This is a genomic window from Shewanella sp. LC6 (assembly GCF_006385735.2).
GTDB classification, from domain to species: domain Bacteria; phylum Pseudomonadota; class Gammaproteobacteria; order Enterobacterales; family Shewanellaceae; genus Shewanella; species Shewanella xiamenensis.
Map to the genome: position 1 here is coordinate 2,594,113 of NZ_CP043902.1, position 17,881 is coordinate 2,611,993.

Genomic DNA, 17,881 nt, shown 5'->3' on the forward strand with positions numbered 1-17,881 from the left:
TTTTTTATGCTTGTCGCATTTACGCTTCGTACACGTTGACGATATTGATGCGTTTTGCCGCATCTAAATCGATATGGCCGTTGTTAGCAATATCGAGAAAATCAAAGGCGGGCAGTTCGGCTTCGGCCACATCACCCTTCATTGGCGCATTGGGATCGCGTTTCAACGATACAAAGTCAAATTGGTCACGGTCAACACCCTGTGAAGGTGCAGTATTTTGCATAGCAGTGAAAATGGTTTCAATACGGCCAGGATATAGTCTATCCCACTGATTGAGCATGTCTTTCACCGCTTGACGCTTGAGGTTTTCCTGAGAGCCACAGAGATTACAAGGAATAATGGGGAATTTTTTAAGCTGTGCGTATTCTTCCAAATCCTTTTCACGACAGTACGCAAGTGGGCGAATAACCACGTTTGCGCCATCGTCCGAGAGCAACTTAGGTGGCATGGCTTTCATCTTACCGCCATAAAACATATTGAGGAATAGCGTTTCAATAATATCGTCTCTGTGATGACCGAGAGCTATCTTGGTTGCGCCAATTCGTTGCGCAAAACCATAGAGAGTGCCACGACGCAGGCGAGAGCACAGTGAGCAAGTGGTTTTGCCTTCAGGAATTTTCTCCTTCACAATCGAGTAAGTGTCTTTTTCAAGAATGTGATAGGGAATATTAAGGCTATCTAGATAGGCAGGCAGTATATCTTCAGGGAAACCTGGCTGCTTTTGATCTAAATTAACGGCAATAATTTCGAACTGTACAGGCGCGCGCTGTTGTAGATTGAGCAGAATATCCAGCATAGCATAGCTGTCTTTACCGCCACTTAGGCAGCACATGACTCGGTCACCATCTTCAATCATGTTGTAGTCGGCGATAGCGCTACCCACTTCACGACGCAGACGCTTCTGTAATTTATTCAGACGGGTAATTTGTTTTTTTGATAATTCTTCAGGCATTTGACTCGCCGTAACTTCAGACATAGCTTCCAACATAAAAAAAGCGCCCAGTAACTCAGTTTCAGGGCGCGTATTATTCCAGCTATCGACGGCGGGGTAAAGAGCAGCGTGCGTTACGCCTCTTCAAGCGGCGATTTATAACCATCAGGTTTGATCGCTAATAAATCACAATTGATGCTATCAATAACATGTTCTGCTGTGTTGCCAATGAGTGCTGCTGAAAAGCCCGTACGACCGACTGTACCTAAAATAACTAATTCAGCATCGAGCTGCTCAGCAAGCTCAGGGATCACATCCTCTGGCAATCCTTCCCTCACATGGCAATGGAGTGTATCGATACCATAGGCATTAGCCAGGTATTGCACTCTTTGTTCGTGTTGTAGGCGAATGGTGTCGTTGTAGGTTTGTGCATCAAAATCGGGGAGTTCAATGGCAAGATTTACCGGTGTACCAGGATAGCCATTGACTAAATGAACTTCGGCAGCAAATTTTGCGGCTAAATCCTTCGCATGTTCAATAATTTTGCCGTTAAGCATTTGATGATCGGTATCTTCAGTTGCCACGTTTACCGCGCAGAGGATTTTACCGGTTTCAGGCCAATCATGATCTTTGACCATTAATACAGGAACTGGGGCTTTGCGCATTAAATGCCAATCCGTCGGAGTAAAGATCACCGCTTTTAATTTATCATGAGCATGGGTGCCTTTAACAATCAGATCATATTGCCCTGCAATAGCATGGTTAATAATGCTTTCAAAGGGGCGGTTGTGCCAAATAACTTGCGTATCAATATTAAGTTGTAGGTGGTTATAGGCTGACAGCAGATCTTGTATCCAAGCTAAACGTTGATCAATCACGCCTTGGCGCATGGCTTCGCGCTCTTGGCTCGATAGAATCGATGTCATTTCATAGGAGAAGTCAAAAATCGAAAGAAACACGGTCACATGGGCGTTACTTTTACTGGCTAAGGTAACCGCTCGAGCGAGTGCCACTTGATGTTCTGTCGTAGGATCGACAACGACCAGTATTTTTTGATAATCCTTCATAACTTGTTCCTTTAGTCATAGGCTCATATTCATCATGAGCCTTTGGCAATTATCTGTATTGTTCTAGATCAAAACTCTTTTGAAAACCAGTGCCTAGCGCCAAAAACGCATGATTAATGATGAAGCTTATCTGGCAATTCTGGCATTACCCGCTAGAAGATTAAGTTCATTATAATCAACGATAATGATGTACTTACCTTTTACTTCGATTAACCCAGATTTTTGGAAGCGGCCTAACAAGCGACTGATGGTTTCAACGGTAAGGCCTAAGTAATTACCAATATCCCCACGTGTCATGGTCAAGCGAAATTCTTTGGCAGAAAAACCTCGATTACCAAAGCGGTTAGCGAGATTACTGATAAATGCAGCGAGGCGTTCTTCTGCATTTTTCTTACTGAGCAGCAAAATCATTTCTTGATCGCTCATGATTTCATTACTCATTAAGCGCATGATTTGTTGGCGTAATTTAGGCATTGTGCCTGAAAGTTCATCGAGAATATTGAAGGGTATTTCACACACCATGGAAGTTTCTAAGGCTTGTGCAAAACTTTGATGAGATTGTGCATGAATACCATCAAAACCAATGACATCTCCCGCTAAATGAAAGCCAGTGATCTGTTCATCGCCTTGTTCGGTGATAGTGTAACTTTTTATGGTGCCTGAGCGGATCGCAAAGAGTGATTTTAAAGGATCACCTGATTTAAAAATCTGTTCGCCTTTTTGAATAGGTTTCTTACGCTCAATAATGTCATCGAGTTGATCGAGTTCATTTGCATTGAGGGTGAATGGGATACAAAGGGTTCCCATACTGCAATCGTGACAATGAATTGCGCACCCACTGGCGGCGGGACGACGGTTTTTATTCTGCTCTATTGTCATGTCGGTTCTCAAGTTAATCCACTGCAGCCATGTTAAACCAATTCATTCGCTTGGGCTAGTTTAGCTGCGACAGGGCGATATATAAAGTTTGTGCACCAAAGGCAATTAAAAGTAAGCCACTCAATAATCTAACGGTTTTTTGCTGCACCCAATTGGCTAAGCGTTTGGCCGCCAATCCTGCACTGAGTAGTGCAGGGAGTGTACCCAAACCAAATGCCAGCATAATCAAGGCGCCTTGACTGGCAGAACCTGCCGCTACAGACCAAGTTAAGGTGCTATATACCAGTCCGCAGGGCAGCCATCCCCATATCAATCCCGCGGTGATGGCTTGCATTGGCGTAGTGATTGGCACCAGACGTTGTGCTATGGGTTTCAAATAACGCCACAATATCTGACCAAGGCGTTCAATTTGTACTATTCCGATCCAAATTTTTGCAATGTAAAGCCCGGTTGCAATCATCATGACGCCGGCGATGATCCGGAGAATTAATAGGTAGCTATCTAGCTCAAATAAGTGCCCAAGCATGGCAGATGAACCGCCGACTAAAGCGCCCGCGAAGGTATAACTGACAATCCGGCCAAGGTTATAACTTAATAAGTAAGTGAGTTGATGGGCTAAGTGGTTTCCTTGCTTAGGATTAGCAAGCTGAGAGGAAAAGGCGCCAACAAGGCCACCACACATGCCAAAGCAGTGAGCGGCTCCCATTAGACCAACGAGAAACGCACCCATTACATTGTATTCAATCACAGTGCCAGTCACTGAGGCATGCCTTTGTCTTGAGATTCCTGTTGCTTGATGCTCGCAGGATTAGGTTTGTCGGCATCTTCATCGAATAGAATTGAGACACTTTGGCGGTCTAAATCATCGAATTGTTCGGATTTTACCGCCCAAAAGAACACGGCTACAGCGATCAACACAAAGATCATCGCAATAGGGATAAGTACATAAATGATGCTCATTAGCTAAGCCTATTTTATTGTTATATTTTAATTCGTAATAATCTCAAACTGTTACCCACAACAATCAGTGAGCTTGTCGACATGCCGATAGCGGCAATATAAGGTGCAACATGGCCGGTTACCGCTAAAGGTAAAATGAGCGCGTTGTAACCTAATGCCCAAGCGAGATTTTGGCGAATAATTAGTGTGGTCAGTTTAGCAACCCTCACCGCTTGGGTGAAGCGGGAGAGGTGATCGCCAAGCAAAATAAGATCGGCACTGTTTTTGGCAATTGCACTACCGCTGCCCATGGCCACGGATAAATCGGCGCCAGCGAGTACTGGTGCGTCATTTATGCCATCACCGAACATCACCACAGGATTGGATTGCTGTAACTTATTCACTAGCGAGAGTTTATCGGCCGGTGTGAGTCCACTGTGTACATCCGTAATGCCGAGCTCTTTTGCCAATTGATGCACATGCCCAGAGCTATCCCCGCTGGCGATACTGACCTTGCAACCCTGTTGCTTCAGTATGTCGACAGTTTCTTTGCTATCGATACGAATATTGTCTTTGATCTCAATAGTGGCGATAACCTTTAGTTGGTCATCACTGGCACGAGCAAGCCAAATCTGTTGATTGATAAACTCAGGATTGACTATTGCGCCAGTAAAGTGAGCATTCCCAATGCGATATTCTATGCCATTTATGAGACCTTTCACCCCAAAGCCCACTTCATGGTGAACTTGCTCGGCAACAACATCGACTTGGGCAAAGCTGGCAAAGGCCGCGGCGATGGGGTGGCGAGAACCTGACTCTAGCGCAGCAGCAATTGCCAACACTTGTTCTTTAGCCACATCACCATGACATTGCACCTTGGCTATCGATAGCGTGCCGCAGGTGAGGGTGCCGGTTTTATCAAATACTACATGCTTGATTTGAGGCAGTTTTTCAAATACACCCGCCTTACGGGTAATGATCCCAAGACGGGTAAAAATCGCGGTCGCGCAGGTCACTGCGGTAGGCGTCGCCAGCGCAAGGGCGCAAGGACAGGTGGCCACTAATACTGACAAGGTCACCCAAAAGGCGTCTTCGGGGGAGATTTGTAGCCACACCAGATAGGTGATTGTCGCTATGGTTAAGATAGTGCCTGAGAAATAACGCGACAGTTTATCGGCAAGCATAGCGACGGCAGGTTTAGTGTTTGAGGCTAATTCCTGCAAGCGAATAATTTCAGCAACTAATTGCTCTTGCCCAAGAGCGGTGACTTTTACCTTAATGGGTTGCTCTAGGTTTATGGTGCCTGCAAATACTTGGCTATCGACGGGCTTTTCAATCGGCATTTGCTCACCGGTGAGCATGGCTTCATTGATGCTGGTGTGGCCGTCAACCACGATTCCATCGGCGGCGACCATTTCACCGGGTTTAATGAGGATAATATCCCCAAGACATAATTTTTTAGCGGGGATTTCTTCTTGCCCCTGCGCCGTGACCAGATGTGCCGTTAACGGCACTAACTTGTGGAGATTACTGGAGCTAACGGAAGCTTTTTGTCTTGCCTTCTGCTCGAAATAACGTCCCAGCAGCAGGAAGAAGGTAAACATGGAAACGGATTCAAAATAGACTTCACCCGTGCCGTTAACGGTCGCAAAGCAACTGGCGATATAGGCGCCGCCAATGGCGATAGAGACCGATACGTCCATATTGAGTTTGCCACTGAGCAGAGTGCGAATCGCGCTAAAATAGAAGGGCTGCGCCGAATAGAGCACCACGGGCGTGGCGAAAATCATGCTCACCCAGCGGAAATAATCCCGATATTGCACATCCAAATCGGTAAAGTAACCAGTATAGAGGGCGAGGGCGAACATCATCACTTGCATGGTGGCAAAGCCCGCCAAACCTAAACGCAGTAAGAATTTACGGCTATTTTGCTTGGCGGTCAGTTCTTGCTCATCCACTTGATAGGGCGCAGCTTGATAACCGATACGGCTAATTTGCCCCAAAATATCACTGAGTTTAACTTGTTGTTTATCCCAGCTGATCAGCGCCCTTTGGGTGGTGGAGTTGACCATCACTTGGCTTACGCCAGGCAGTTGCTTCACTTTATGTTCAATTAACCAAGCGCAGGCCGCGCAGGTAATGCCATCAATGGACAGCGACACTGAGTCGCTATTCTCCACTGAGTGGACAAAGTCCTGCTGTACCTCGGGCAAGTCATAGGCACTAAACTGATTTAATTCATCAGGTACAAGGGCCGTCTGTTTATTACCTGGCTCAGTTCTAAACTTGTAATAGCTTAATAAGCCTGCATCAACAATGGCTTGGGATACCGCTTGGCAGCCTGGGCAACACATGAGTTCATCGCGATCATTAATGCGAGTGACAAACTGCGTGCCGGTGAGTACAGGTTCATTACAGTGAAAACAACTTGGATGTGTCATAGCAATATTCATTCAACCACAATTAGTTCAACCACAATTGGACGTTGTCTTTTAATTCGACACGTTGATGAATACGCCATTTAGCATCAAAACCTTCGAGGCGGACTTCCCAAGCACCCGTTAACACATCGGGCAGAGTAATGCGATACACATGATTGGCATCGGCGGTGACAGTGGTCTTAATATCTCTTTCGGCAATCGTTGGGTGGTAAAATTCGACTTTCAACGCAGCTTGATAGGCTGGGCCGCCGTGCTGAGTGAATAGGAGTTCATGGTTATTCTGTTCAAGTTGCCATTGCATGCCAAGCTGCTTGGCATATTTGACTTTACTCAAGTCCATGTTGATGGCTTTGCCTTCTTTGTAATAATCCTCGGCAACCAGAGAGTCAGAGTTTGAGAGGGCAATTTTTAGCGTGGTAAAACTTGCGACGACGGCACACAAAGGAAGAATAATTAAAAACCAAGGCCAAAACTGCTTATACCAGGGTTGTTGTTCGCTCATGTTAAATACCCATAATAAAAATTTGCGCCATTTTACCGTTAAAAGGTGGCTTTAGCACTTTAAAAAAAAGGCCTCGACGTTATCGAGGCCTTAGTGTTACTCATATCTAATTACTTGTTTGACAAGCTATAAACATAAGCTGCGATCACGTGGACTTTCTCTTCACCGAGAACGTCTTTCCATGCTGGCATCACGCCTGCACGGCCGTGTTTGATCGTTTCTTCGATCACACCACGGCTACCGCCATATAACCAAACATCGTCAGTTAAGTTAGGTGCGCCCATGAGCTTGTTGCCTTTTGCGTCCATACCGTGACACGCAAAACAACCTTTCATGAATGAACCTTGACCAAGAGCTGCGAGTTTCTCGTCGTGTTCACGACCAGATAACTTAACCACATACTCGGCTAGACCTGCAATTTCGCTATCGTCGATTGGCAAACCACCTTTTGGTGGCATCATGCCATGACGACCGCTCATGATGGTGGTTTTAATCGTGGCTAAATCGCCACCGTATAACCAATCACTGTCGGTCAGGTTAGGGAAGCCTTTGCTACCACGTGCGTCAGAGCCGTGGCACTGCGCGCAGTTTTGTAGGAACAAACGGCCTCCCACTTTCAACGCTTCTTGGTTTTTCACTAACTCTTCGAGTGGTGTTGCCAAGTAAGCCGCGAAGATTGGGCCATATTTTTCGTTAGCGTGTTTAACTTCTTGGTCGTACTGAACGTACATGCCTTCTTTTGCCGCCAGCTCAATCGCGGCTACAGAATCGGCTTTAATACCTTTCTCTGTACCAATGCTTTGGTTAGAGCTGGTCCAGTTCAGTAGACCTTTGTAGTTACCTAAACCTGGGAACAGGGCTAAGTACACTAGGCCAAACACGATAGTGATATAGAACATATAACTCCACCATTTTGGCAGTGGGTTATTGAGTTCTTCGATACCATCGAAACTGTGACCCATGGATTCGCCTTCTTTGACATCGGTGGTGTTCTTTGAACACACACGTAGCAACAGAAAACATCCTGCGATCACAATTAACGAGAGTACGCTAATCCAAATACTCCAGAAGCTACTCATCACTTATTCTCTCCTGAGTCCTTCGATTCCTTGCTGATTTCCTCATCGGAAAACACAAGATTCGCTGCTTCATCAAAGGATTTTTGACGACGCGAGCTATATGCCCAAGCAAATATACCGACGAAGGTCAGCATCACAATGATGGTTAAAATACCTTGTAATGTGCCGTAATCCATATACTGCCTCCTTATTTGAGTGCGTGACCCAAAGACTGAAGATATGCAATCAAGGCTTCCAGCTCTGTCTTACCTTCAACAGCTTTCTGCGCGCCTGCAATTTCTTCATCGGTGTAAAGATCATTACCTTTGTAACCGCCTTTGTGCATGTTACGCAGAATAGTCATCTTGTCGCCGGTTAACTTGCCGTCTAACTTGTTTTCGGCAAGCCATGGGAAGGCTGGCATATTCGATTGAGGGACCACAGCACGAGGATCGATTAAGTGAACTTCATGCCATTTATCGCTGTAGCGACCGCCAACACGGGCCAAGTCTGGACCAGTACGCTTAGAACCCCATTGGAATGGGTGATCCCAAACAGACTCACCGGCAACAGAGTAGTGACCGTAACGTTCAGTCTCTGCACGTAAAGGACGGATCATCTGACTGTGACAGTTGTAGCAACCTTCACGTACATAAATGTCACGACCTTCAAGTTGCAGGGCAGTGTAGGGTTTCAAACCTTCAACAGGCTCAGTGGTATCTTTTTGGAAAATCAGCGGCGTGATTTCAACCAAGCTACCGAAGCTGATAGCGATAACAGTGAATATCGCTAACAAACCGATGTTTTTTTCAACTATCTCATGATTAAATTTCATCGAGTTTGCTCCTTAAGCCGCTTTTGCTTCAGCCAGTGCTGGCAATGAATCTTTAGAGGCTTTCACAGTACGGATCACGTTGTATGCCATGATCAGCATACCGGTTAAGAAGAAACAACCGCCGAGGAAACGTACGAAGTAGAAAGGATAAGAAGCTTCCAGACTTTCAACAAAGCTATAAGTCAAAGTACCGTCAGCGTTAACTGCACGCCACATCAGACCCTGCATTACACCCGAAATCCACATAGACACGATGTAAAGAACAGTACCGATTGTCGCTAACCAGAAATGCACGTTAACTAACTTGATGCTGTACATACGGCCATGGCCGAACAGTACTGGGATCAAGTGATACAGAGAACCGATAGATACCATTGCAACCCAGCCTAGCGCGCCGGAGTGAACGTGACCTACTGTCCAGTCTGTGTAGTGAGATAAAGCGTTAACTGTCTTGATGGCCATCATCGGACCTTCGAAGGTCGACATACCATAGAAAGACAGAGAAACCACTAAGAAACGCAATACTGGGTCAGTACGCAGTTTGTGCCATGCGCCAGATAAGGTCATGATACCGTTGATCATACCGCCCCAAGATGGTGCGAACAGGATCAGTGACATCACCATACCTAAAGACTGAGTCCAGTCAGGCAGGGCAGTGTAGTGTAAGTGGTGAGGACCTGCCCAAATGTACAGTGCGATCAGTGCCCAAAAGTGCACAATCGACAGACGATATGAGTAAACAGGACGACCCGCTTGCTTAGGAACGAAGTAGTACATCATACCTAAGAAGCCAGCGGTTAACAGGAAGCCTACCGCGTTGTGACCATACCACCATTGCACCATGGCATCGACCGCGCCACTGTACATAGAGTATGACTTAAACAAGCTAACAGGAACGGCCATTGAGTTCACGATGTGAAGCACGGCAACCGTAATGATAAATGCACCAAAGAACCAGTTCGCTACGTAAATATGCGATGTTGTTCGTTTGATAATAGTGCCGAAGAACACTATTGCATAGGATACCCAAACGATCGTAATAGCGATATCGATTGGCCATTCTAATTCAGCATATTCTTTACCGCTGGTATAACCCATTGGCAGAGTGATGGCTGCTGACAGAATGATGGCTTGCCATCCCCAAAACGTAAATGCAGCTAATTTAGGTGCAAATAGTCGGGTTTGACAGGTGCGTTGTACGACATAATAGGATGTTGCAAAGAGGGCTGATGTTCCGAACGCGAAAATTACCGCATTGGTGTGTAATGGTCGCAAGCGACTATACGTAAACCAAGGCGTATCGAAGTTCAGATGTGGCCAGATTAACTGAGCCGCAATTAAAACACCGACTGACATACCAACAATACCCCACAAAACTGTGGTTAAGGCGAATTGGCGGACAATGGTGTAATTGTAATCAGCGCCTGTTGGCTGGGAATGGTTCATCATAATGCTTCCACTGCTTATTACTTTTACTTTTAGTAAAGACTAGCTTTACCTGTTATATATGACACAAAGCTCATGCCCCTATAAGGGTTATGAAGCCATGTCAATGCGTTACCCTACACATTTGTGCTCAAATATGAGGTTTCGCAATGATACTTGAGCCATGTCAAAAAAGATACCAAAGAAGGGGGACGGAAAGTTGATCTAGATCAACCTACGCCATAGAATGTTAACATCTTGCATCACAAGGTTAATTTTTGTGCTTAATCGCAAACGTCTCCCGCTTTACATCATGTTAATTGCGTTGAATCTTAGCGCTTGTGATAAAAAAACCGAGCAACAGGTAAAAATACCGCCTACAGATCCCACTCTTTGTGTGTTTACTCAGGGAGATTGCATTAAAAAGGTCGGGGATATAGTGCTGAGCATCAGCCTTTCGCCAGATCGTGCGCCAAGTGAAAAACCATTAACATTGAAGCTATTATCTTCTGATGTACTTGATAATTTACAGGTCCGTTTAGAAGGTAGAGATATGTTTATGGGCATTATCCCTGTCAATATTCGTCAACTCGATAAAACAACCTATGAGGGGCAGTTGATTTACGGTTCCTGTAGCAGTGGATATATGGTGTGGCGTGGTTTTATCAGTTTTAGTCGAAATGGTATCGAGCAAGCCGTTATTTTTGACTTTCTTGCCGATAATCCATATTAAGTTTATGGCGTTCGCCGGATAAAGAGCTTGGTAACAATATTAACTCCCACTCCTTATTCATAATGACCGATTATCATAGGCGGATGATTGATTATGAATGCTATTTTGGCTATTCATCATGATCCTTCCAGTTTTCTTTAACCTGTACAAAAATATCGATGTTATTGATAAACAGTTCGAGTAAATCAGGATCAAAATGTTTACCTGCACCTTTACGCATTTCATCGATAACCTCTTCCAGTGGCCAAGCTGCTTTATAGCAACGTGCATGGGAAAGAGCATCGAACACATCTGCAATTGCAACAATACGGGCAAAAATGTGAATTTGTTCTTGTCTTAAATTGGCTGGATAGCCTGAACCATCATACTTTTCATGATGTTGCAAGGCTATAATCGCAGCGGCTTTAAGGATAGGCCGCTCGGAATTCGCGAGGATCTGGTAGCCAATAGTAGGGTGCTGACGCATAACCAACCATTCTTTATCGTCTAACTTGCCAGGCTTAAGCAACACAGCATCGGGGATCGCTATCTTACCAATATCATGCATAGGCGATGCTCTGCGTAAAAGTTCAGCTTCGGTCTCTGATAATCCAGCAAGTAGCGCCAGTTTGGCACAATATTCGGCCATGCGTTTTACGTGGTTTGCCGCCTCTTTTGAGCGGCTTTCAACGACATCCCCTAAACGTAGAATAAGTTCAGACTGGGTATCTTCGACCTCTTGGTTTAGAAGTAGGTTCTCAAAGGCGATACCCACATTTATTGCAAAAATATCAATAAGTTTTTTATCTAAATCGTCGATTTTATCAATCCCATCCATATAAAGCAGGTTGATAAACCCGCTCTTCGTAGGGAAATAGCCAACGAAACAGTTATCTTCATATAAACAACGCTTTTGTGCGAGAGCTGTGCGTAATAACTTATCAATATGCATTGGTAACACTTTGTTCGCAGGACTCTCGGCAAATTGTCCCGTCCCCGCCAAAATCTTAATCTCAGCAGATTCCATATGGCCGCTTATCGCATCCATGGCATTGCAGGTTAGCAGCAGTGTTTCGGAATCGAGATTCAATAGGGTTGCAACTTGGGTCAGCAAGCCATCAGCGAATCGATAGAGCGTTCTGAGTTCAAATAATCCTGAGGTTGCCTCGAGCACTCGCTCTAATCCTTTTCGATGATTCAGCTGTGCACGCCTTGCTTGTTCGATTTCCATAATGTCGCGGTAAGAACGCAGTGCCGAGTAGACACTTGTCATTAACTTGCGTGAATCGAGTTCAGATTTTGCCTTATAGTCATTGATATCGTAGTTGACGATAACATCTTCTTCAGGAGCTTGGCCTGGTTGTCCTGTGCGCAAAATTAGGCGGATTGTTTTGTTTTTATGTTCCTCACGGATCCACTTTACTAACTCCAAGCCAGCATGATCGGTTTCCATAACAACATCAATAAAGGCAATTGCCAGATCTTGTTCATTTAAAAGAAATTCTTTAGCTTGCTCAGCACTATAAGCGTTAATAAAGGAGAGGGCACGACCATCGAGTTTAAAACGAGAAAGTGCAAGTTTAGTGACCGTGTGTACATCAGGCTCATCATCAACAACAAGAATTTTCCAGGGCGCAGAAAATGCAGAAGTTTCTATGGTTTTTTTCCCTGAAAAGAGCGGCTTTTTCTTTGTAAGATCAATCACCATCCGAGACCTCATCACTTAATTTATGTCGCACAGTTAGAGTGTAGTAGAAGCTTGTCAAATCAGTAAAAATAATTCTGCAGCGGGGAAGGTCGCAAATTTAATAGCTCGTTATTGATAACTATTATCATTTGTGTATTATCAAAATAGATAACTCAGCAGGAATTTATATGGCATATATGGCAGAAAGGATCAATTTATCTATATCAGAGGAGAAACTTGCGCAACTCATTCGTGAAGGAAGTCTATGTGCAGCGGATTTTTCATGTCTAGATAATCAATCAAAACGGAAAGTCTGGCAACTTTGCCTTATCTGTTGCCAAAAACGCATAGGCTGCCAGCAATGTTCACAAACAAGTTGTCCGCAAATTGAAAGACTCATTAATGCCGATAAATAACGTTATCGGCATTTGCATTTAAGTATTATCATGCATTAAACACTTAAATTTAAAAGTTATTATGCAGCTTCCTCCAGTATTACCTTTATTTGATTCAATTGAATTCATACAAGATGGGAACGGTGTGGTGAATCAATACATTACCCAAGTCAGTCTAACGGATGTGCCTGATGCAGGTTTAGTAATGGAACATGCAACAGATTGGTTGTTTGAACAAAAACACAGTGAAAACAACTATAAAGCCTATCGGAGTGAACTCACTACATTCCTGCATTGGTGTTTTGATGTCGCCAAAATGTCACCCACACAGGTGCTACGTAAGGATATGAGTCGGTATGTGGATTATTGTTTGGCGCCACCCTTAGCGCTGATTGGTTACTTTAACGTGCCACAGTTTAAACTCGATAAACTGCGTGATGAGCGGGTTCCTAATAGTCTTTGGCGGCCATTTGTCGGCAAGAAACTGTTAGGGCAAGTTCAACCTTATGTGCTTAGCGACAATGCATTAAAAACCAAGATTGCTATTTTATCCTCGTTTTATAGCTACTTAATGAGTGAGGAGTTTTGTGAGCGCAACCCCGCACAAATTTGGTTGAATCACAGCCGCTTTGGCCAAAACAAGCAGTATCAAAGACAAAGCGAGGAAGATGAAAACAACTTGGCTTTCACAGAACTACAGTGGTCCTATGTGATGAGCACAGTTACTCGATTGGCTGAAACATCACCCGAATTGCATCAACGTAGTTTATTCTTGATTTCATTGATTTATTCCTGCTATTTACGCATCTCTGATGTATCTGCACGGGTTGGCTATTCACCAGTAATGGGCCAATTTAGGCAAAATTCACAGACAGGCATTTGGAGTTTTCATATTCCACTCAGTAAAGGTGGTAAAAAGCGTAGCGTGGCGATGTCAAAGGCGTTACTGGACGGCTTAGTTAAATATCGACAGTTTTTAGGTCTTACTGACTATCCAAATCAAAGTGAACCACATCCGTTATTTGTTCGACATAGAGCAGCTGGTCGCGGCCGAGATGCGGGTGTAGTGAATGCCAATCTTGGGATCCGTCAAATCCGTGAAGAAATTCAAGCGATTATTAATCTTGCTGCGGATAATGCTCAAGCTGATGGCTTTCACCAAGACGCGGCACAAATGAGAAAACTCACAGCACACAATATCAGACATACCGGGATTACCCATGACATTAATATTAACCGTAGACCGTTGTCACATGTCCAAGCCGATGCAGGCCACGAGAGTATCGACACCACATCGAAGTATTTACACACTACACAAATAGAAAGACATGAAAGTGCCTTTAATAAGCCGTTAGACCATTTGCAAGGTATTAACTAGGATGTTATCGGCACCCCAAATCCCTCGCACACAAAACTGCGCACAATGTATATTATGTTAAATTGTGTTTTGGGGAAAGAAACAGTTCTCTATGGATTTACGTTAAAGTACTTTCACTTCTGCTGGTTCTGCTTGATTGAGGATTTATTGGTTTAAGGAAGAAATGCTATTGCTTATATCGCGTTGCTACGTGAATGTTTGCAGAGATTACTCCGCATAGTGCTAAAGAATTCACATAGCATCGCGTTTTATATCATGATGTTGGTGTCTATTATTACTTGGATCGACTTTTTATTTTGCCAATCAATCTCTTCATTTGCCTACGGTCAAATCTTAAAGCCCGACCACGGCTGGTTGTGACAGTTGGCTTCCTTGAAGTCGATAGCCATGATTATAAATATTTGCTCGACCATCACGGCAGAAACCGACTAAAGTCACATTGCTTTGCTCCGCAATCTCAGTAGCCAACGCCGTCACGGCTGACATAGCAAACAGAATTTGAATACCGACACTTGCCGCCTTTTGTACCATTTCAAAACTGGCGCGGCTGGTTAACAATACCGCAGCGGGTTTTGCTGCATACCGTACAGACATCGCCCCGATCAATTTATCTAAAGCGATATGTCGGCCAATATCTTCAAATAGATAAATCACCTCCCCGTTTTCATTTACACCAATTGCAGCATGGGTTGCACCAGTTAAAGCAAAAGTCTGTTGTAGTTGTTTGACTCGGACTAAAATCGGGTCGAGATGGGCAATGTTGAATCTGATATCGGATCCGACGACTTGAACTGGTTTTACAGCATCTTTAAGCTGTGCAACACCACAGAGACCACAGCCAGTGCGTCCCGCCATGCTACGGCGATGCTCCTTTAACTCATTGAAACAGCGTTGATTAATCTCTATCTTAATGATCACGCCATTAGAAACATATTCAAGTTCAATATCTTTTATATCATTAATGGTTGAGACAATTCTTTCCGAAAGCGTAAAACCTATCGCAAACACTTCCAAGTCCTGTGGGCTTGCCATCATGACTGTGTGCGCCAATCCGTTATACACCAACGCCACTCTTACCTCATTGGCGAGTAATTCAGTTTGTTCAACATTCCCTGCCGTGCTAAATCGAGTCACATCGGCTGTAACAACTGAATTAGGGAAAGAATTATCAGCAACCATCAACGCATCTCCTGTTAACTACGTTTTCTAAGCTTCATGGGCCAGCAATAGCGGATTGACAGTTGTCGCACCATAGCCCTTTGTATTGAGCTCGGCATCCAATCCCATCGATGCGATATCATCCGCTGCCGCATCTAACAATGGCAAACGGTTGATAAACAACATCTTAGTATATCCTTTACACGCCTCGCAGCTCTCAATCCGTACGGCAGCCTTATGATCGTCAAACGACCAAATAGACATCTCACGGGATTGTTCGCAGCAGGTACAATGGGCTCGCACATAGTGCCACTCGCTTTCACACAGACTGCAATGTAGATAACGCAGCCCTTCGCGTGGTTTATCGACAATCATGCTGGCGACAGGATGACTGCCGCATACAGGGCATAAACTGGACTGCTTAACCCTATTGGTATCCATACGCGCAATCACCATGGGCGCCCAATGGGACCAATAGAGTGACAAACCCGCCCAAATAAATAAGCTAAACTGTGCGGGTACGGCACTAAACTGCCCTTGCCTTAGTTGATTGCCCCACTGGAGCAATTGGACTGGCGATTGCTCCAGTAGCTCCCGGAGAACAGGCACTAAATGCGCGGGCACTTGGGATAACAATTCTGTCAGCAATGCTTGCAATGGTTGTAACCAATCCTGAGCCGTTTGAGTTTGGCTTAGGGACAACGGATATGGCGCCTCAACGTCAATCATTGGTGCTGAGCCCATATCCGTTGCCGCCAGTTTTTGCTGCGCAGACACTAGGATTTGGCAGAGCTTAAGATAATCCGCCAGCGGAGAATCCTGCGCTAATTGGGCTAAACGACGTGCTCTATGTTGATAAATTTTCTCAGGATCTGCTGCTTTTAGCGGTTTCAAAGCTAAGGGAGATTTATCAACAAAACTTAACGGGATATCGCTGGCCATCTTCATTGCTATTATTCCTCGTGTTCTTCTAACATGGCTGGGTGGTGCTTACGGGCCCAAGCCTTAGAGACTTTGCCGTAGAGCATCCCAGTGATAGAGCCTTCAATCCAGCAGGCCATCCATACGTGTACCACTAGTGATAACAGCATTAATATGCCGCAGGCCGAGTGGACTAAGGTGGCCCAATTGACGGCTTCTGCCGAGAACATGGGGGCAAAATAAGGTTGCCACATCATGATGCCGCTGATCAGAAACGCCAGTACAAAAACCACAAAGGCGCGGAATAACATTTTCTGACCTGGGTTGTAGTGGCCCACGGGCGGAATGTTCTCTTCTTTTTGCAGTAACACCCACACCACGGCTTTCATCCAGGGCAAATCGTATTTATTCCACTTATTGTGCTGGTAGTAGCGGATTAACATCACCGCCAGCAGCAGACACATGGCAATTCCAAAGAATGGATGCATCACTTTTGCCAGTTGTGGTGTGCCAACAATGCTACTGAGCCACTGGAACGAGGGATAAAAAAACGAGAACCCCGTTAGAAAGGTCACTAGGCCAACAAAGACTATGGTCCAGTGACACAGACGGTCAACGAGCTTATGGCGCACGATCATTTCTTTATGACTCATAGTTTTTCCTCCTCTTTGACGCCGGCATCAATATAACCAGGCTGATCTTCCTCGACGATGTTGCGCCCTACCGCAATGCGGTGCATCAGGGCGAACGCCGCCGTTGCGAGCAGGCCTGCGGTGCCCAACGGTTTGAGCCAATCTTGACGCCATTCGGTTGCCGCAGGGATTTGCGGATCCTTGGGCATGCCATAGCTTTCGGGTTGCGTGATGTCGTGGAGGATCATCATCATATGCGTTCCGCCAACGCCCTCTGGGTTATAAAGTCCCGCCTTGCTGAAGCCACGTTCCTTTAACTGCTCGACGCGTTTTTCGGCATAGAACAACATGTCTTCGCGGGTACCAAAGCGCAGTGCTCCCACGGTGCAGGTTTTAACGCAGGAAGGCTCGAGGCCAACGGCGAGCCTATCTGAGCACAGAGTGCACTTATAGGCTTTGTTATCTTTGGCGCTGATCTTAGGCACATTGAAAGGACAGGCACTGGCGCAATAGCCGCAGCCAATACACTTGTTCGAGTCAAAATCCACTGTGCCATTGGCATGTTGCACAATCGCTCCGCTGGTTGAACAGGCTTTTAAACAGGCTGGATCGGCGCAGTGCATACAGGCAGTGTGGGTAAATTGCCAACGCAACTTATTGTTATCCATCACTTCGTGATACTGCATTATGTTCCAGCTTTCCGGTGACAGTGTCATCGGGTTCTGGTAACTGCCTTGGAAAGTACCGACATCTTCACGAAGGTCATTCCATTCGGAGCAGGCAACCTGACAGGCCTTACAGCCGGTACATTTCGTCGCATCAAACAGCTTAGTCACCTGCTGGACCGCTCCAATGCGTCCTTGAGACGCTGGGGTGATGTCCGTGGTGCCTGAGATGCGGATAATATCTTGAGAAGCCATA

19 protein-coding genes are annotated in these 17,881 nt (G+C 45.2%); 3 read left to right on the forward strand and 16 right to left on the reverse strand.

Translation table 11 applies throughout. The features are described from left to right. Positions 1 to 19: 19 nt before the first annotated feature. From ttcA to ccoN, 11 genes are all read right to left on the reverse strand, one after another. Positions 20 to 988 carry a tRNA 2-thiocytidine(32) synthetase TtcA gene (ttcA, locus tag FJD32_RS11825; RefSeq protein ID WP_047536988.1) on the reverse strand — a complete coding sequence of 323 codons (969 nt, stop codon included), beginning with the start codon at positions 986 to 988 and terminating at the stop codon, positions 20 to 22. A gap of 77 nt (positions 989 to 1,065) precedes the next feature. Further along, a complete protein-coding gene (gene uspE, locus FJD32_RS11830; RefSeq protein ID WP_037418539.1) occupies positions 1,066 to 1,998 on the reverse strand; it encodes a universal stress protein UspE in 933 nt (310 codons plus the stop codon). Positions 1,999 to 2,124: 126 nt separating this feature from the next. After that, positions 2,125 to 2,877, reverse strand: coding sequence for an electron transport transcriptional regulator EtrA (gene etrA, locus FJD32_RS11835; protein WP_037418542.1), 753 nt, complete (start codon positions 2,875 to 2,877; stop codon positions 2,125 to 2,127). Between the two features lie 55 nt (positions 2,878 to 2,932). Then, on the reverse strand, positions 2,933 to 3,625 hold the full coding sequence (locus FJD32_RS11840) for a sulfite exporter TauE/SafE family protein (protein WP_047540430.1): 693 nt from the start codon (positions 3,623 to 3,625) through the stop codon (positions 2,933 to 2,935). Positions 3,626 to 3,633: 8 nt separating this feature from the next. Then, entirely contained in the window at positions 3,634 to 3,837 is a 204-nt protein-coding gene (gene ccoS / locus FJD32_RS11845) for a cbb3-type cytochrome oxidase assembly protein CcoS (RefSeq protein ID WP_037418545.1), read from the reverse strand. A gap of 20 nt (positions 3,838 to 3,857) precedes the next feature. Next, complete coding sequence (locus FJD32_RS11850) at positions 3,858 to 6,257, reverse strand: heavy metal translocating P-type ATPase metal-binding domain-containing protein (protein ID WP_140907333.1); 2,400 nt, start codon at positions 6,255 to 6,257, stop codon at positions 3,858 to 3,860. Positions 6,258 to 6,279: 22 nt separating this feature from the next. After that, positions 6,280 to 6,759, reverse strand: a complete 480-nt coding sequence (locus FJD32_RS11855) for a FixH family protein (RefSeq protein ID WP_069454939.1) — start codon at positions 6,757 to 6,759, stop codon at positions 6,280 to 6,282. 110 nt (positions 6,760 to 6,869) lie between these two features. Beyond that, positions 6,870 to 7,838, reverse strand: a complete 969-nt coding sequence (ccoP, locus tag FJD32_RS11860; RefSeq protein ID WP_037430481.1) for a cytochrome-c oxidase, cbb3-type subunit III — start codon at positions 7,836 to 7,838, stop codon at positions 6,870 to 6,872. Further along, positions 7,838 to 8,014, reverse strand: coding sequence for a CcoQ/FixQ family Cbb3-type cytochrome c oxidase assembly chaperone (locus FJD32_RS11865; RefSeq protein ID WP_011072349.1), 177 nt, complete (start codon positions 8,012 to 8,014; stop codon positions 7,838 to 7,840). Before FJD32_RS11865 ends, ccoP begins: the two co-directional genes overlap by 1 nt. Before the next feature lie 11 nt (positions 8,015 to 8,025). Further along, positions 8,026 to 8,652: a cytochrome-c oxidase, cbb3-type subunit II gene (gene ccoO / locus FJD32_RS11870; RefSeq protein WP_037430478.1), complete on the reverse strand. Its 627-nt coding sequence runs from the start codon at positions 8,650 to 8,652 to the stop codon at positions 8,026 to 8,028. Positions 8,653 to 8,664: 12 nt separating this feature from the next. Further along, positions 8,665 to 10,101, reverse strand: coding sequence for a cytochrome-c oxidase, cbb3-type subunit I (ccoN, locus tag FJD32_RS11875; RefSeq protein ID WP_011072351.1), 1,437 nt, complete (start codon positions 10,099 to 10,101; stop codon positions 8,665 to 8,667). Between the two features lie 223 nt (positions 10,102 to 10,324). Between ccoN and FJD32_RS11880 the strand changes: the two genes are divergently transcribed. Next, the gene (locus FJD32_RS11880; protein ID WP_086904581.1) at positions 10,325 to 10,810 is read left to right on the forward strand and encodes a hypothetical protein; all 486 of its coding nucleotides are present in this window, start codon (positions 10,325 to 10,327) and stop codon (positions 10,808 to 10,810) included. Positions 10,811 to 10,919: 109 nt separating this feature from the next. Here FJD32_RS11880 and FJD32_RS11885 read toward each other — a convergent pair whose 3' ends face one another. After that, a complete protein-coding gene (locus tag FJD32_RS11885; protein ID WP_140907332.1) occupies positions 10,920 to 12,497 on the reverse strand; it encodes a DUF3369 domain-containing protein in 1,578 nt (525 codons plus the stop codon). Positions 12,498 to 12,673: 176 nt separating this feature from the next. Between FJD32_RS11885 and FJD32_RS25075 the strand changes: the two genes are divergently transcribed. Then, positions 12,674 to 12,892: a hypothetical protein gene (locus FJD32_RS25075; RefSeq protein WP_037430492.1), complete on the forward strand. Its 219-nt coding sequence runs from the start codon at positions 12,674 to 12,676 to the stop codon at positions 12,890 to 12,892. 61 nt (positions 12,893 to 12,953) lie between these two features. After that, positions 12,954 to 14,249 (forward strand): site-specific integrase, encoded by a 1,296-nt coding sequence (locus tag FJD32_RS11890; protein ID WP_055647958.1) that lies wholly within the window; start codon positions 12,954 to 12,956, stop codon positions 14,247 to 14,249. A 333-nt stretch (positions 14,250 to 14,582) separates the two neighbouring features. On the opposite strand, the gene fdhD is transcribed toward FJD32_RS11890, so the two are convergent. From fdhD to fdxH, 4 genes are read right to left on the reverse strand one after another with little or no spacing between them, the layout of a single operon-like run. Next, on the reverse strand, positions 14,583 to 15,428 hold the full coding sequence (gene fdhD, locus FJD32_RS11895) for a formate dehydrogenase accessory sulfurtransferase FdhD (protein WP_082389649.1): 846 nt from the start codon (positions 15,426 to 15,428) through the stop codon (positions 14,583 to 14,585). A gap of 27 nt (positions 15,429 to 15,455) precedes the next feature. Next, the gene (gene fdhE, locus FJD32_RS11900; protein WP_140907331.1) at positions 15,456 to 16,355 is read right to left on the reverse strand and encodes a formate dehydrogenase accessory protein FdhE; all 900 of its coding nucleotides are present in this window, start codon (positions 16,353 to 16,355) and stop codon (positions 15,456 to 15,458) included. 5 nt (positions 16,356 to 16,360) lie between these two features. Continuing rightward, positions 16,361 to 16,981 (reverse strand): formate dehydrogenase subunit gamma, encoded by a 621-nt coding sequence (locus FJD32_RS11905; protein ID WP_088585574.1) that lies wholly within the window; start codon positions 16,979 to 16,981, stop codon positions 16,361 to 16,363. Beyond that, on the reverse strand, positions 16,978 to 17,880 hold the full coding sequence (fdxH, locus tag FJD32_RS11910) for a formate dehydrogenase subunit beta (protein WP_088585575.1): 903 nt from the start codon (positions 17,878 to 17,880) through the stop codon (positions 16,978 to 16,980). Before fdxH ends, FJD32_RS11905 begins: the two co-directional genes overlap by 4 nt. Between the last annotated feature and the right edge of the window lies 1 nt (position 17,881).

Bases quoted from the DNA above. Each gene is read 5' to 3' on its own strand.
- ccoS (WP_037418545.1), bottom strand. From the start codon at position 3,837: ATGAGCATCATTTATGTACTTATCCCTATTGCGATGATCTTTGTGTTG.
- ccoP (WP_037430481.1), bottom strand. From the start codon at position 7,838: ATGAGTAGCTTCTGGAGTATTTGGATTAGCGTACTCTCGTTAATTGTG.
- FJD32_RS11890 (WP_055647958.1), top strand. From the start codon at position 12,954: ATGCAGCTTCCTCCAGTATTACCTTTATTTGATTCAATTGAATTCATA.
- ccoN (WP_011072351.1), bottom strand. From the start codon at position 10,101: ATGATGAACCATTCCCAGCCAACAGGCGCTGATTACAATTACACCATT.
- FJD32_RS11885 (WP_140907332.1), bottom strand. From the start codon at position 12,497: ATGGTGATTGATCTTACAAAGAAAAAGCCGCTCTTTTCAGGGAAAAAA.
- FJD32_RS11905 (WP_088585574.1), bottom strand. From the start codon at position 16,981: ATGAGTCATAAAGAAATGATCGTGCGCCATAAGCTCGTTGACCGTCTG.
- FJD32_RS11880 (WP_086904581.1), top strand. From the start codon at position 10,325: ATGTTAACATCTTGCATCACAAGGTTAATTTTTGTGCTTAATCGCAAA.
- fdxH (WP_088585575.1), bottom strand. From the start codon at position 17,880: ATGGCTTCTCAAGATATTATCCGCATCTCAGGCACCACGGACATCACC.
- FJD32_RS11855 (WP_069454939.1), bottom strand. From the start codon at position 6,759: ATGAGCGAACAACAACCCTGGTATAAGCAGTTTTGGCCTTGGTTTTTA.
- fdhE (WP_140907331.1), bottom strand. From the start codon at position 16,355: ATGAAGATGGCCAGCGATATCCCGTTAAGTTTTGTTGATAAATCTCCC.
- FJD32_RS11850 (WP_140907333.1), bottom strand. From the start codon at position 6,257: ATGACACATCCAAGTTGTTTTCACTGTAATGAACCTGTACTCACCGGC.
- fdhD (WP_082389649.1), bottom strand. From the start codon at position 15,428: ATGGTTGCTGATAATTCTTTCCCTAATTCAGTTGTTACAGCCGATGTG.
- etrA (WP_037418542.1), bottom strand. From the start codon at position 2,877: ATGACAATAGAGCAGAATAAAAACCGTCGTCCCGCCGCCAGTGGGTGC.
- ttcA (WP_047536988.1), bottom strand. From the start codon at position 988: ATGTTGGAAGCTATGTCTGAAGTTACGGCGAGTCAAATGCCTGAAGAA.
- uspE (WP_037418539.1), bottom strand. From the start codon at position 1,998: ATGAAGGATTATCAAAAAATACTGGTCGTTGTCGATCCTACGACAGAA.
- FJD32_RS11865 (WP_011072349.1), bottom strand. From the start codon at position 8,014: ATGGATTACGGCACATTACAAGGTATTTTAACCATCATTGTGATGCTG.
- ccoO (WP_037430478.1), bottom strand. From the start codon at position 8,652: ATGAAATTTAATCATGAGATAGTTGAAAAAAACATCGGTTTGTTAGCG.
- FJD32_RS25075 (WP_037430492.1), top strand. From the start codon at position 12,674: ATGGCAGAAAGGATCAATTTATCTATATCAGAGGAGAAACTTGCGCAA.